This is a genomic window from Euzebyella marina, assembly GCF_003687485.1.
Classification (GTDB): Bacteria; Bacteroidota; Bacteroidia; order Flavobacteriales; family Flavobacteriaceae; genus Euzebyella; species Euzebyella marina.
Window position 1 is genome coordinate 1908182 of the sequence record NZ_CP032050.1, and the last position, 14777, is coordinate 1922958.

Annotated in this window: 10 protein-coding genes; 5 read left to right on the forward strand and 5 right to left on the reverse strand. The window is 43.7% G+C overall.

Annotated elements, in window-relative coordinates; translation table 11 throughout:
* Window positions 1-112: 112 nt before the first annotated feature.
* From D1013_RS20325 to D1013_RS07980, 3 genes are all read right to left on the reverse strand, one after another.
* Window positions 113-1405, reverse strand: a complete 1293-nt coding sequence (locus D1013_RS20325; RefSeq protein WP_162987841.1) for a toprim domain-containing protein — start codon at window positions 1403-1405, stop codon at window positions 113-115.
* Between the two features lie 212 nt (window positions 1406-1617).
* Window positions 1618-2430, reverse strand: coding sequence for a hypothetical protein (locus D1013_RS07975; RefSeq protein ID WP_121848329.1), 813 nt, complete (start codon window positions 2428-2430; stop codon window positions 1618-1620).
* A gap of 119 nt (window positions 2431-2549) precedes the next feature.
* On the reverse strand, window positions 2550-3761 hold the full coding sequence (locus D1013_RS07980; RefSeq protein ID WP_121848330.1) for a hypothetical protein: 1212 nt from the start codon (window positions 3759-3761) through the stop codon (window positions 2550-2552).
* 98 nt (window positions 3762-3859) lie between these two features.
* Here D1013_RS07980 and D1013_RS07985 point away from each other — a divergent pair, with 98 nt between their 5' ends.
* From D1013_RS07985 to D1013_RS08005, 5 genes are read left to right on the forward strand one after another with little or no spacing between them, the layout of a single operon-like run.
* Complete coding sequence (locus D1013_RS07985; protein ID WP_121848331.1) at window positions 3860-4654, forward strand: M23 family metallopeptidase; 795 nt, start codon at window positions 3860-3862, stop codon at window positions 4652-4654.
* Window positions 4655-4664: 10 nt separating this feature from the next.
* The gene (locus tag D1013_RS07990) at window positions 4665-5924 is read left to right on the forward strand and encodes a hypothetical protein (protein ID WP_162987842.1); all 1260 of its coding nucleotides are present in this window, start codon (window positions 4665-4667) and stop codon (window positions 5922-5924) included.
* A gap of 3 nt (window positions 5925-5927) precedes the next feature.
* Window positions 5928-6242, forward strand: coding sequence for a hypothetical protein (locus tag D1013_RS07995; protein ID WP_121848333.1), 315 nt, complete (start codon window positions 5928-5930; stop codon window positions 6240-6242).
* Between the two features lie 12 nt (window positions 6243-6254).
* Window positions 6255-6620: a hypothetical protein gene (locus tag D1013_RS08000; protein WP_121848334.1), complete on the forward strand. Its 366-nt coding sequence runs from the start codon at window positions 6255-6257 to the stop codon at window positions 6618-6620.
* A 6-nt stretch (window positions 6621-6626) separates the two neighbouring features.
* On the forward strand, window positions 6627-11642 hold the full coding sequence (locus D1013_RS08005; protein WP_121848335.1) for a helicase-like domain-containing protein: 5016 nt from the start codon (window positions 6627-6629) through the stop codon (window positions 11640-11642).
* Window positions 11643-11866: 224 nt separating this feature from the next.
* Here D1013_RS08005 and D1013_RS08010 read toward each other — a convergent pair whose 3' ends face one another.
* Window positions 11867-13390, reverse strand: a complete 1524-nt coding sequence (locus D1013_RS08010) for an argonaute/piwi family protein (protein ID WP_109649955.1) — start codon at window positions 13388-13390, stop codon at window positions 11867-11869.
* A complete protein-coding gene (locus D1013_RS08015) occupies window positions 13387-14745 on the reverse strand; it encodes a toll/interleukin-1 receptor domain-containing protein (RefSeq protein ID WP_121848336.1) in 1359 nt (452 codons plus the stop codon). The genes D1013_RS08010 and D1013_RS08015 overlap by 4 nt, the downstream gene beginning before the upstream one ends.
* Between the last annotated feature and the right edge of the window lie 32 nt (window positions 14746-14777).

Consider the following 14777-nt stretch of genomic DNA (forward strand, 5'->3'; position numbering starts at 1 on the left):
ATAGGATAATGGCGAAGTGGAAAGCGGATAGGTACATGCCCATATAGCCCTTGTTCTTATCTTGCATGTCCTTTTCTTTTTTGGGTTTTCCTCGGTCTGTCCATGACAGTCTTTAAAGTAGATTCACTAGCCGACAACTGGACTTTTTTTTTACCGAGATCAGTTCCTCGTTCCAATCCTTCATGGTGGGGCATTTGTCCATTTTCAGGATACCCTGTGCGAAGCATTGGGAAAGTGCCTCCACTGCCAGCCGCCAATAGGTTCTGGAATGTTGGGGGAGGGAGACTATCCTTTCCAAATCCAGTTCCCAAAGCACCTTGTCGCGATAGCAGACGGCTTTTTGAAGACCTTCGGGCATTCCGTGGGAACCTCTGGAAATCCGTTCATTGATGTAATCGGTATCCCGTTCCATGATAGCAATGGATTTGGTGAGATAGTTCAGTTTCAAACGCATCACGGGGCGTTTCCAATCCGTTTCGATGAATACCCGGTTGGACTTTCGATTGATCCAATGGCTCAAAAGAATAAGGTCGTAGCGCATCCCCTCGATATCATGGTCAAAGGCCAAAAGAAGAGGGAGCGTATGGGATGGATCTACCGTACGGTTCCATTGGAGGAACTGTTCGAGTTTCCGCTCGTCGATATGGCCCGACATGGAGATGTAGAATGTTTTTGGGCAACCGTGCAGTTCATGGTAGGCCATGGCATCGAAACCGCTCTCCACACAAACTATTTTTTCTGCGTTGATATTTGGATTGGAAACGAAAAGGTATTCATAACGCTCGTTGAGGAACAAGCGGAACCTTTTCACCTTTCCGTCCTTTCTGTCCCGATAGGGCCTATTATAAAGCGTATAGTTCTTGATTTTTCCGTCCAACCCATATTTGGGAAGGGCGATATTGGCGATGCGGCCCTTGTTATCACTGACGTGGAAGGCATTGAAGATCCTGCCCTTGAAGGCTTCGGATTGGAGGGTGTTTATGGAGAGTCCGCGACCTTCCGTTAAATAGTTCGGTCTGGTCAAGGGGCCGATATGATAACGATCTTCCAAGCTGATATGCCTGTTGTTCTTTTGGTGCACCTTGGCCGGGGAAGGTTCGGGATAATCCCTTTGGATGATGCCCAGTCCCTGTTTTACGGCTTCGTAAAAATTGGCGGAGCGTTTGTGGAGGTATTTGAAAAATCGCCCCTTGTCCGAAGAGTCGTTGCGATTGAAATAGGTTACGGGATTTCTTTTTGTCTGTAGGACGAGGCGTTCCGCCTCCTTGCCAAATTCCTGTGAACCCGAACTTTTCTTGAGCAATTGGTAGCCCTGTGCGATCAGGTATCCGGGAAAATCGACCTCACGATCGATCTGGGCGATCAACCGTTTGTAGTGCTCCGGATTTTCGGCATAATTTTTCATATAGGCATGGTTTTTTTGGGAGCATTACATGCGGTTATGTCCCAAACTTTAGTCAGTAATCGAGATTTAAATGCTAAGGACTTATCTCGATAATTGTAAGTCTTTTCATTGTGAATGCCTCGTAGGGTTGCCCTGAGGTTATTTGCTTTTGTAGATAGTATGGATGAAAAGAAGGCCGTCCGTGACGGACGGCCCATTGTTAGGTCAATCGGTCAGACTTTCATGCCTCGGCCGCGCGATTTTTTTTTTTCGCCGGGGTTGACCTCAAGCTTTTTGGCCTTTTCCAAATCGACTTTTTTGGTAATAAAGGTCTGTCGGCGCGGGGACCAGGATACCAAATACGGTTTGTTCCCGTGGACTTTGCTCTTGATGACCATTTCGAGCTCCTGGCCCCTGTTGAGTGCATCGGCCTGTTTCGCCGTCAACTTTACCCCATAAAAATAGGTGTTCGTGGAAAGTGCCGGTTTGGTACGGATATCCTGTACCTTTGGCTCGTAATAGGCCAATTTTTGGAACACTTCGCCGTCGTTGGTGCTTCCCTGGAACAGCACGAACTCCTTTTTGTCCACCATGCGCTCGAACTCATCGGCGCTGAAACTATGGTTATAGGCCCATGCCTCGTCCAGAGTTACCTTTTCATTTCTACGGTACTGGACGTCCAGTCTAGTACCCAAGTTCCGGTCATATACCATCTGTATCATTTTGGCACTTTCCTTGAGCTCGCCCTCGGAGATATAGGTGGACTCGTGGAAATGCTCCTGTCCCTCGGTCAGATTTGTGCGTACGTTCGGGAGGATTTTTTTATAGCTGATATAATGGCCCTTCAATTGTTCTTCGAGGTCCTTATAAGCAAATTTCTGGTCCTTGGATTCGATGGGTTCATAATACTTCTTTTTTTTGGGCACTTTGAACGATTGTCCCTCGTTGTTCACGACGGATACCTTTCCGTCCTTTTCTCCGGTTACGGTAGCCCGTTGCCACCGTTGGTTCACTTTTACGAAAACCTGCTGTGCTTGTTTTTCCATTTTTCAAGTTTTAAATTAAGGATTAATAAACAATTGTTAACTTTGTAATTCTGGATATGACATTTCCATTTTTCATGTCCGGAATTAAGGATTGAAGGGGGCGGGAGCGCCCCCTTTATTTATACGGCCATCCTAAAGGCCTTTAATTTTTCGGTTCCGACATAGACCCCGTTCGCTTCGAACTCCAGCCTCCAATTGGCGTGTACGGGTTTAACGATCTCAACGGTCTTGTCCATATAGTTTCGGTAATAGCTCCAGAGAAAATAGCGAAGTGCGTTGACCTCAAAGGGAATACGGCACGATACCCACTGCTTTTCCTTGGTCAGCACGATGCTCTTCCTGTTCAAAAGGGATTGGTCGGGCACCTTGTTGTATTTGATATATTCCTTTGCCAAGCTACCGTTGTATTTTAGTACCTCATTGTGCAGCTTGGCCAACGGTTTCTGCCCTTCGGGATCGAAGCGGACGGCCAAATGGTCCTTGCCCACCCGGAACAAAAAACGCGAGTCGTTGATAAAGGAAATGAGCATCAGGTCGTGGATATAGCCTTCGATCTTGGATGATCCGGTAAAACTGAGCACCATTTTTTTCAGCTTCGTACGCTTCAGGATCTGCACCAGTAGTTTCGAGGTCTCGTAATTGATGTTGGATATCGTAAGGTAGACCACATTCTCCAATCGGAACCTTCGATGAAAGGCCATGGCCTCCATGGGGTTGCGCAGTACCACTAAATGCTTGATGGTATCGGGGACCTTACTGAACCAAACGGATTTGGAAATATCGCTTTCCGCTATCAGGGAAAGCTTCCCTTCCTTGTCCATGGCATATCCCGTAAGGGTGTTGGCTAAGTTTCGATAGGGGAAATACAATTGGCCCTCCGGATTTTCGTAGATACAATCTTGGAAAATGTCGGAACCGACACCTGCTAGGATTTTCGGCCTTAGGGAAAGTTCCTCGGTCAGTGCTTCAAAATGATTGAAACCGATGTCAACAACTTCAAGTGAATTTTTGGAGCCGTCATTTAGAAAAAATTCCGATTTTTTTTCAAGCTCTACATAGAAATCCTCGATTTTAGTCCACAGACCCGTTCTCGCCTCTGCATCCGTTCGGGAAAGCCGTTCCAATATAAAGTCAAAAACGGTCAGTTTTGTCTTGGGTCCGCTCGGTTTGTAATAGCGATATCCGAACTCGGTCCTTATGACGATATACTGCTCCTTCCCGATTTGGTAGCATATAATGGTACTCGTTTTTCGTTGCACCACAAGCCCAAAATAATCCATTAGGGCCGGTAGATCCAGCGTTGCATCAAATTTTCGCCATGTGTTATTCATATTTGTAAAAATTACAAATATTTGCAATAATTACTACAAATATAAGTAAAATTTGTAATAATCAAAATTTTGTCAAGATTCTTCGCAATAAATTCGTTATGAGCACATGGAAGAACATTAAAAAATCTTCGATCGGTTGGATAAAGAGATACGCCCAAAAAGTGGGCGGCATCACCAATTCCACGGATAGCGGTCATTTTACCCCACAGAACAGCAGTTACTGGATTTTTGTCGGGGTGTTCTTTCTTTGTATCGCCGCCAATCGATTTTTTTACAATAATCCCCAAAATACCAAAGACCTTGGAAAGCTAACAAGGCAAATAAACAAACCCATGACCGAGGAATCAAGGGAAGACCTGATCTATCAACGGCTCAACGAATTATTGCACGACTTGGAAAATTTCGAGCAAATGGACCGGTTAAAACCGTTTTTGCCCTTGCGCCCGGAAATCTTGGACAGTGTGCCCTCGACGGTTCCCCTGTTCCGGGAGCACTATGTACTCTCAAGTTCCTATGGAAACCGCCACCATCCCATCCATCGGGTCACTAGGAAGCATTTTGGGGTCGATTTGGCGGCGGAAAAGGATACCCCGATCTATTGTACCGCTGCCGGAAGGGTGGCCCATATCGAAAACGATCCCAATGGGCATGGCCTGCATGTCATCATTTCACATGCCTATGGTTTCAGTACCCTATACGGGCATATGGAATCCGTGGCGGTCGAACTCGGGGAAGCACTCGATGCCCATGATTTTGTCGGAACCGTTGGGAGTACGGGGATTTCCACTGGCCCCCATCTGCATTACGAAGTCATTAAGGACGGCAACAGGATAAATCCCGCACCTTCATTCAATATAAAATATGAGGCGTATTCCAATTTAAAAATCGATTGAACCGATAGCCATGAAATCGTACCTCACTATTCGCAATTCCATTAAACTCTTCCACAGGATCAAAAATTTTGTGTCCCGATTTTTGGACCCCGACTTCAGTGCATTTAAAAAATTTGAATTTAAGGCCGTTCCGACCGATCAATTGAACGACCTCAGAAAGTTGCAATATGTCCGTGATCTCAAATTGGCCGAATCGGGTTTTATCAATACGGCACTGAAAGAGCAGTTGGCCCTTTTAAAAAGTAAAGACCGGCTGTTCCAAAAAGACCGGAATATTACCCCTATAGGTCGCATATCCATCCATGAAAACGAAAATAAGCTGATGAAACTGCTATTGGGCTATAATAGTGTAGAGAATAGGACATATATATCCTTTACCCATGTGAACAATTGTCCGGTCTGGCGCAACTATTCCATTTCGCTACTAAAGGAAAGGGTTCAACACCTGTATCCTTCCAGATCCGATCATTTGTTTATGAAGCACAGGTATTTCCAAAGGGATGTCGACCATTTGGATATGCAGACCAAAAACAGGCTGCTCCACCTTTTCAACGATACTTTAAGTAATATTTACTCATACAATCGGCATCTACAAAATGGCATCCAAACTCTAGGGCCGCCTGGCGATAAACTACCCAAATTTTCCAAAACGTTGCCTATTCAGATCGAACAAGGCTTGGAGGGACTCTTCGTTCCCGCAACCCTAGGAAAAAACGTGGTCGTACTGGTGCCATATCTAAAAGTCGCCAATGAAAAAAATCGACGCTACCTCTCGGTAAAGGAGTTCCGATCCCTGCTCGGACAAAAATCGATAACCGTTTTGGCCGAGACCAAATACGGCGTTTCCCTCGGCATTCATGGGAACAGATTATACCTAAAGGCTACGGACAGTATAAGAGGTATCGATGCTTTAAAGCAATGGACATTGCTGGATGATTTTTTGGAATCCAAAAGCGCACCCAAACGGTTAAAGTACGAGGTCGTCAAAAACCTTATCGAGAAGAAAGACTTTCTCATAGATGTGGACAAGATTCCCTTGCGGCAGACCAATGATACCCTACTGCTAAAAAAGCATTACGGTTCAGGTAAAACCTACTTTGCATTGTCGAAAAACGGCAAGAAACCAGAACTCAAGGAATATAGGCCCATTGCCAATCTAAAAAGCAAACATCCCGAATACTACCATAGCTATAGGGAATATATGAACCATACCAATCCCTTGGAACCATTGGGGACAAAGAAAAAAAGACAAATTAAAATTTCCATTTGAACCATGCTTTTTGAGATAACGATTTTCGATATAAACGGCCGTCCCCTACTACGGGATGCTTTCCTTATGGACAGTATTACCACGTTGTTGGATTTTACTTCGGATATATTATCACCATGTAGCCAAAGCACCGAGAAAGAGGCCTATGAGCTTTTCATCCGCTCCGAAAAGGGTCGACACGTTTTCTATCGCTTAGATTCACTTGACGGCGTGATGCTGTTCAAGAACGCCTTGTACGAACACCTTATCGAATTGAACGAAACTCCATGGCGAAACATCGAATACACAATTGATTTTACACCGTCGAACAAACCTTAAAAAATACAATCCATGACACAGGAAGAACTATTGCTTACCTCGGAAACCCAAAGGTTCCGAACTGAACATCCGGAAACGATCAAGGACTGGGAGCGCCAGCTTGCCAGCGGGGAATGCGGTCCCGACCTTCATTTTTGTTTTTACGCGTTGGAGGCCTATCCGAACCTTACCGCCCGTTTGGATGCCGCGGAATACCGTTTTGATTTTGCCATCAATGCCCATATCCTGCACGCCAAATTGCAGGAACAGTTTCTTGAGGACGGCCACATCATGCCCCTTGCGCTGGAACATGCCAATGAAGCCCTGTCGGACATCTATCGGGCCCTGAACGAAAAACACCCAAAGGGAAGGGCGGAGATTCTGAAATCGCTTCAATAGTCCGGGATGAAACAGGAACATTTGGCCCAGATCGTTGCCTTGATAAAGGCATCGAATCCCAAGAACTATTATATCAACAATTCCGGACTTGCCAAGTTGGGGGAACTGTTGTTCTATCCTCCCTCCGGAAAAGAGGAGCAAGGGAAACAGTTGCTGCGGACGATTGAACAGGCTTTTCCGGAGACCTTCAGGGAAATCCTGGATTCGTTGCGGCGGTACCATCTGACCAGCTACTATACGCCCAAGACCCTTATCGAATATAAAATCGGTCTTCTAAAAAAGAACGGGTTTGAACCCAAGACCATACTGGAACCCTCGGCGGGCAATGGGGCCTATGTGCAGGAATTGAAAAAGGCGTTCCCCGAAGCCCAAATCACGGCTTTGGAACCTGATATCCTATCCTTTGAGATCCTCAAGTCCAATAACCAAAAAAACGACCGTGTAACCGTACTGAACACCACTTTTGAGGATTTTTTTCTGGACCAGGGCGAAAAGACCCGCTTCGATCTGGTCATGACCAATATCCCATTTGGCGACATTCCCATCACCAAGGCGTATCGACACGATTACCTGACTGAAGGCCCGCTCAAAAACGTGGGCAATTATTTCAATTTTTATGCCCCGAAGATGGTACGCCATGACGGTATCACGGCCTTGGTTACCTCTTCGGCCTTTGCCGAGCGAAGTGCCTACAATGATTTTAGGGAGTCTATATTATTGGAGAACGACTTGCTCCTGGCCAACCGTTTCAACACGGACTTGTTCACCAACGAGGGCACAAAGGTCGTATCCGATCTATTGGTGTACCGTAGGACTTCCAACAAAAAAACGCTATCCACCGACGAAATGGATTTTGCGGAAACCGAAGCCGTTGAACTGGAAGGTCAATCCTTTCTGACCAATCGTTTTTTCAAGAACAATCCGGGAAATGTTCACGGTACGCCCAAGCTCGGCTTTTTCCACAACAGGCCAAGCATTATTGTTGAACCTAACGAAATATCCCTGTCGAATTTTCTGGAAGGACAATCCGATGGTTTCAAGTTCGAGGTCGGTCCGGCACCTTTAGATATACCGAAAAAACCGGAACCCTTGCCAAAGGAGGCCATAGCCGAGGAACAAACGGCAGCACCACCAACGCCTCCTATCGTCGATACGGTTTTACCTCCGATTGCCTTGCACGATAAAGAAGCCAAACAATACTCCCGGTTGTTTTTTGGTACCTACAATTTTAACAAGAAGGGCGAAGTTTTGTTTTACACCGACCCACAGAGCACAAGAAAGGTACCCTATAAAATCAGGGAATTGGTGGCGGACTATGCCCGTATGCGGAACGAGCTCGTACTGCTCAACCTCAATATCGAAAAAAGGGAACTTCCGGAGCAAGAAGTTGCCAGACGCTTCCAGGACCTGGACTACCAATTGGACACCTTCCATTTTAAGTGGGGATTCCTAAAGGGGCATCTCATATTTCTGAAGGACGACCATTATTTCGAGCAGGTCCGCCAACAGTTTGAGAAAAAGGAGGACGGAAAGGGTTATGGCAAAAATCCGTCGTTCACCTTGAAACGATTTCTAAAGGCTCCCCGCGCCAAAACCAAACCTGATGAAACCGCTTCTGCTGAAATTGGCACAGATACATCCGACTCAAAGGAACCCAGATTCGAGAATCCCGAACAAATGGCGCGCTACCAATTTGACCATAACGGACAGATCGATATAGCAGCCATCACAAGAGCCTTTAAGACCAACGAAAAGGAACTGTTGCTGAACGGGCTGGAAACCCGCTCCCTTTTTCTAGAGCCCGATAGGGAATCCGAAACGGGCTATGCAGTGGTGCCCTATTTCCTATTTTCGAGTGGCTATATCCAGGATAAGATCGAGTATGTCGGGAACCATCCTCCACCATTCGAAATCGAAACGGAAAAAATGGAACGGGCATTGACGGAACTGCTTCCCGCAAAGTTGGACCTGGACGATATCGAGTTCAATTTCGAAAGCCATTTTATTCCTATTTCCGCAAAAGAGTCCTTTTTGGAGGAACTCATAGGCGAGAAGGTACAGATCAATATGGCGCAGTTCAACTCCACCCTGACCTTGATGTTCCCAAGGGACTTTAACCAAGAGGCCCACGAAAGATTCAGTGTGGTGCTCCGCCATGAGGTCAAGGCGAACTATAAACGGATATTGCAACATTTTGCGGAAAATAGGTATCCGGTCATTTTTACTTCCTACAAGGACCGATCGGGAAAGACCATTAGGAAATTGGACAAGGATGCCACCTTGATGGCCCAAAATCTTTACGAGGAGCTGCAGCTCCACTTCAAGTCCTTTATCGAAGGGCGGCAAGAGTTGAAGGCCACCATTGAGAACAACTATTACCAGGCCTTTTTGGCCGATGTCAATATCACGGTGCCCAAGGGATGGCTCACCTTTCCCGATACCTTGGTCTACCCGCCCTACCAGCATCAGATCGACTCCACCCTCTTCGGGCTTACCAAAGGGAGTGCCTTGAACGATCATCAGGTCGGAAAGGGCAAGACCCTATCCATGGCCATGCTGGCCCATAAGCTGAAACAGCACGGGAAGAGCAGGAGAACCCTGCTATTGACCTTAAAGAGTGTGGCCCCCCAGATCGAGGCCGAGATCAGGGCCAATTTCCCCCAACTGATCATCCTCCGATTAAGTTCGAAGAACATGGCAAAGGACAAAAGGACCAAAACATTGAGAACGATCAAAAACCATAGGGCGATCGACCTTATCATCGCCGAGCACGGCCATCTAAAACAGATTCCCAAATCAAGGCATTTCGTCATGGATATCCTTGGGGAAAAAATCGACATGATTGAACAGGACCTGCAAACTGCGAGGGAATACGGAAATATCAAGGAATCCAAAAAACTGATTAAGGGCCTGATCAAAAGGAAGGAACATTTGGAGGACAAGCTACAGGCGACCCTTAAAAAATTGGAGGAACGGTCCGGGGAGACGGAAACGACCCTGACCGATCTAGGCATCGAGGCCTTGATGATCGACGAGGCCCATTATTTCAAGAACATCGGTTTCACGACCCGACACCAGAACGTTTCCGGCCTCAACAACCATTCGGACAGTCAAAGGAACCTAGATCTCGAAATCAGCATAAAATCCATCCACCATAGGATGGGTCCCGACAAAAACATCTTTTTTTATAGCGGTACCCCTTTGAAAAACTCGGTCACCGAACTGTATGCCTACCAGCGCTACCTTACCCCTGCGGCACTGAAGCGCAAGAACATCTTCAATTTCGATGCCTGGGCCTCGATTTTCCTGAAGCAGAGCGTTAGCATCGAACCGAATATTTTTGGCGATCCGAGGATGCACGCTCGATTTCGATACTACACCAACCTGCCCGAACTGAGCAAGATGTATAACTCCTTTACCCATATCTGCAGGGACAAACATTTCAGGACCCATGACCTTGAGGTTGATAGGGAATTTATCATTTTAGAGTCGACACCAGCCTATGAGGAACTCAAACAGGCCTCGCTCAGGTTTACCAAAGATCGGAACCAAAACGCCCTGTTCAAGGTTCCCATTTACAACGAGGATCAAATGAAGTCCGCCCACATAACGGCACTTAATATCAACCGGTCCCTTTTGATCGACCCTTTGGCAAAGGACAATCTCGCCATCGATTTTTCGGAACTCGACCAGTTCAAACTCCAGCGTCTGTGCCGGGATGTCGCCGGGCTTTATAAAAAAACATCGGAACACAAAGGGGTGTGCTTGGTGTTCTCCGACCTGAACGTTTGGAAACCTGGACAATATAACTCGTATGAAACGGTCCGTGAAATCCTTCGGGAAGACTATGGCATTCCAGCCCATGAAATTGCCTTGGCCCAAGAGGAAAAGGCGAAGAACAAAACGGATTTCATGCAAGAAAAGATACGAAATGGCGAGATTAGGGTAGCGCTCGGCAGTACACAGGTATTGGGTACGGGCACGAACATCCAAAAACGGGTCGTGGGTATCTTCCATATGGACATTCCCTATTCCCCAGATGCCTTCGACCAACGTGCCGGACGGGGCCTGCGAAAGGGAAATGAAGTGGCCCAAATCTATGGCAATACGGTGGTGGAGCGATTCTACGGCATCAAGGATTCCACGGACATCTTTTCCTATTCGTTGAATACCCATAAAGAAAGATTTCGGGAACAGATCAGGGAGGCCGATCCGAACAAGCGCATTTATGACGACCTCGTTCCCGATGACAAGAGCCTGTCCTATGAACAGATGCAGGCCGCGTTGATTGGAGATATGGACCAGTTTCAACTCGTCAAGCTTTCGGATGACCTAAAGTTTCTACAATCTCAAAAGCGGTTGCACGAGCTCAACAAGGCCAATTCCTTCAAAGCCATCGAGCGCATTGAAAAGGAAAACAAACATATTGTTTCCCAAGTGGCCGATTTGGAGAGGGCGCAAAATACGATCAGCCAGCTGAACCTGCCCATGGATGAAATCGAACCCGAGGACATGGGCCAGTTGCAAAGAAGTTTGCTAGGTCTCGTTTCGGGTTCCGAACTCGAATCGAGTGTCCATAACATAAGGGAACCCAAAACATTTTTCAAAGGATTGGGCCTGGCCATGGTCGAACGGTCGAATTTGAACCTGAACATACAAAAGCACAAGCAAGTTGCCCGCTTGCAAACCCTGAACGCCAATTTGGTCTTTCAAGCGGAATATGTTCCCTCAAACCACAATTATCTCTATTGCTATCGGCTAGAGTTCAGGAATATCCACATCGCTGGCAGAAAACAGCAACGGTTCGATCCGGAAAAAGTGGCCCTGCAACTCGTCAAGCTATGTCAAAAGGTACAGCGGGAAATCAGCTCCAAAAAATTCGATCTGGACTATAACCTACGTTCGATGGAAACCCATAGAAAGAAAACGGCCATTGGCTTCCCTCGGGAAAAGACGGCCAAAATGCAGGTATTAAGACAGGATATCAAAGACCTCAAACGAAAAAGGGCGGTGAAGGTCTGATCCTGCGCAAAACCTAATATTGCAAATCCAATATCTCGCCGACAATAAATGAGCGGCTATTTTAGAAGTTGCAACTAGCGACTATATTAGAGTACTGAGGTTGAAGTTGAACCGGAATTAATCTGAATTGGGTTGGTTGGTGGTAAGACCAACACTTTTATCTATTTTCCTTTCAGTGTAATTTTTTTCAGCATATTAATTCAGTTTCGTTTCGTCCGTTGGCATTAGATATAATATTTAAATGCTAAAGGCGGTGTTTTTATGTCAGTACTCGCAGTAAGTATTTCTCCAATCTTGTCCGCAAATCTTAACGTTACAGGTTCACCATCTGCAAAAATGCAGGCATTATAATTCAATTTAGTTAAAGATAAAATATCCTTTAAAACTTGTTTTATATCTGCTTCTCCTTTATTTATTTCTATAAATAAAGGATTAGGAACCTCCATTGATAATGCAGTTTGTATTTTAGGAACATAGCCCACAGTCCATAGAAAGGCACTTCTCTCGTTAACTACATATGCATTTCCTCTTAAAATTGTATAATCTCCCTCAGTTTTGTATAATTTGAGTGGTTTTGTTTTTGAAATGGTTACTCCGACAAGATTAGTTTCTTTTGGTGTCACTTCTAAAAATGCATCCCATTCTTGGTGATTAAACCTTGTTTTTGCGTGAATGAATACCTCTTTAGGATATTCTCCAATCTGTTCTTTATAGGATTGTAAGGATTGACTTAACAGAGCCTTCGCTTCTTTAGGTTCTAAATGATACTGTCCATTTTTAGGATTGTACCAAGGTCCAACTTCTCCTTTAAAAACCGTACCATCTCCATTATCTAAAAACATTTGAGCTGCACAACAAGCATTTCTTGGGTTTTTACTTTTTTCAACTTTTTTATAAACTAAACCAAGATAGCATACTCCATTTCGGACATCAGATAATTTCCAAGGTTTACCTCCAGCTTTGTAAAACGCAGCTGTTGAAATTGTCCAAGCCAAATGCCCTTCAATTTTAGAAAAATCTCTAATTGGCAGACCAAATGCATTTTTGAAATCGCGCCAAGCCAACGTACTTTCTCTAAAAATTTGTGTTGGTATGGTGTGTTTTAATAATCTTGCCTTAAATTGGTCGTGAAACTGTGCGTCATAATTATAAGTTTCAGCCTCTTTTTCTTGTTCTTTTAATTCTATGTTGATATCTGGGAATAGTGATGGTTCATACCTGAAAGATTTTGCTTTTGATTTAGACATTAGTGCCTTAGTCTGAACCATTTCTTTGGGAAGTACTGAATTTGGTCTGCAATATTTATAAATTTCATCTGGAACAATGACGAACCATACATCGACATTTTCATCTTCATTTTTATTAGCAGAAATGATCTTGTCTATAAAAAGGGAAACTAAGTCGTAAGTTCGCTTATGCGTACTGCTATTGTAAAGAAATTTACCAATATCTTCATTTGTAACTTCTTTAAATGTGATTCCTGTGGATTCCCATTTACAATCGAAAACAGCTTCAAAACCGGGAAACATCGGTCTAGTAATACTGTTACTATTATAGATTGGTTTTTGTATGTGGTCTAAATAATCTCTAAATATTTTCAGTCCTTGTTTAGTACCAATAACGCCACTCTTAATGCCATAAAGATTATTTAATGGGCCAAATAAGGCAAGTCCATCTCTGGCGTCAGTACATTTTTGACCGTGTGCAAATAGTATTTTTGGTTCTTCGATGTATATAAGTTCTTTCATTCAGCTTCTAAATTTTCAATCAACTCTTCCAGCTCCTCGATATCTTCGCCTTGGTTAAAGCCCGATAATTCAGCTTCTTCTTCAAGAGTATTTTTTTCAGGAATATTATAGCTTACGTTACCTTTAAATTTTACTGGTTCATTGGATACAAAAACTTTCTCTTCACTACCCATTTCTAAATAAAAGGAAGTGTCATCGTCGGATAAATATTTAATAAATGCCAATAGTTTGGTTCTCCAAGTATTATTCCACCAGTTTTTACCTTGTCTTCTTCTTGATGAATGTTGAACGCTTGAAGAGTCAATCAATTTTTTTCCGTCTGCCGTAAAAAATATGTGTGATGAAATCATTAATACGGGAAAGGGATAAAGTTTTGAAGCTCCAGAAATTCCGAAATGCCAATTTTTATCTTTTTGCTTTCCGACTAACATGGTTTTCTCAAATTTGTCTTTTTCTAACTTACCTTTTTCGAGCCAATATGCGGTTTTATTAGACATTTCATATTCTTGAACTTCTTTATCTTTCATCCTTAATTCAAATGCTTTATTAAGAAGTTGTACTATTAGCCTTTTACATTCTGCATTTCTAATAAAATTAGAATCATAACTTCCTGATAAAATTTCCTCTGTTGGTATCCTAATTGTTTTGCTCTTATGATATGTTTCTGTTTTAGGTAAATGATATGTAAAGTCGTAGGCCCAAGCGAACGTACAGAGATAATTTTTGTAACGAACAGCAGGAAACGTCAGTTCTCTTACGTCAAATCTTTTAGGAAGCATCCAATTGTATTCGTGAAATCTTAACTCTTCAGGAAAGGACAATATCGAAAGCCAATTTGAGTCATAAATTTCTTCTTTTTCAATTACACTTTTATCGTGCAGAAAAATTTGTTGATAAAGTAAATTACTTTTTGAAGCGTCAGCAACTTCTTTTGGAACTTTTTGTTTTTCGAACGCTTCTAATATATCTTTCAAACCTCTTGCCCAAGACATTTTAAAATCGATAGCGTTAAGCCTAACAATATCAATATTAATATCATCGTAAGATAGTTGTTCATCAATTGCTAATGGAATAATGAACTTATCATCTTTCAGTTGCTTTTTTACTTTTGCTGCAACTGCTAATTCTTTAAGAACACCTTCGCGTTGATTTGAATAAGATGATGAAACAAGTAAAAATTTACAGGTATCTTCTCTTATAACTTTTTCGATATTGCTCCAGAAATCAACCCCTTTATCTAAAAAAAGAATGTCACACCAAACTTCGTATCCTAATCCAATTAGTTTTAACGCTAACCATCTAGTAAAATCATTGTCATCGGGTGTTGCGTGACTTATAAATATTTTATTTCTCATTCGCTAAATTGTCGTTTGTAGTAATAACTTCT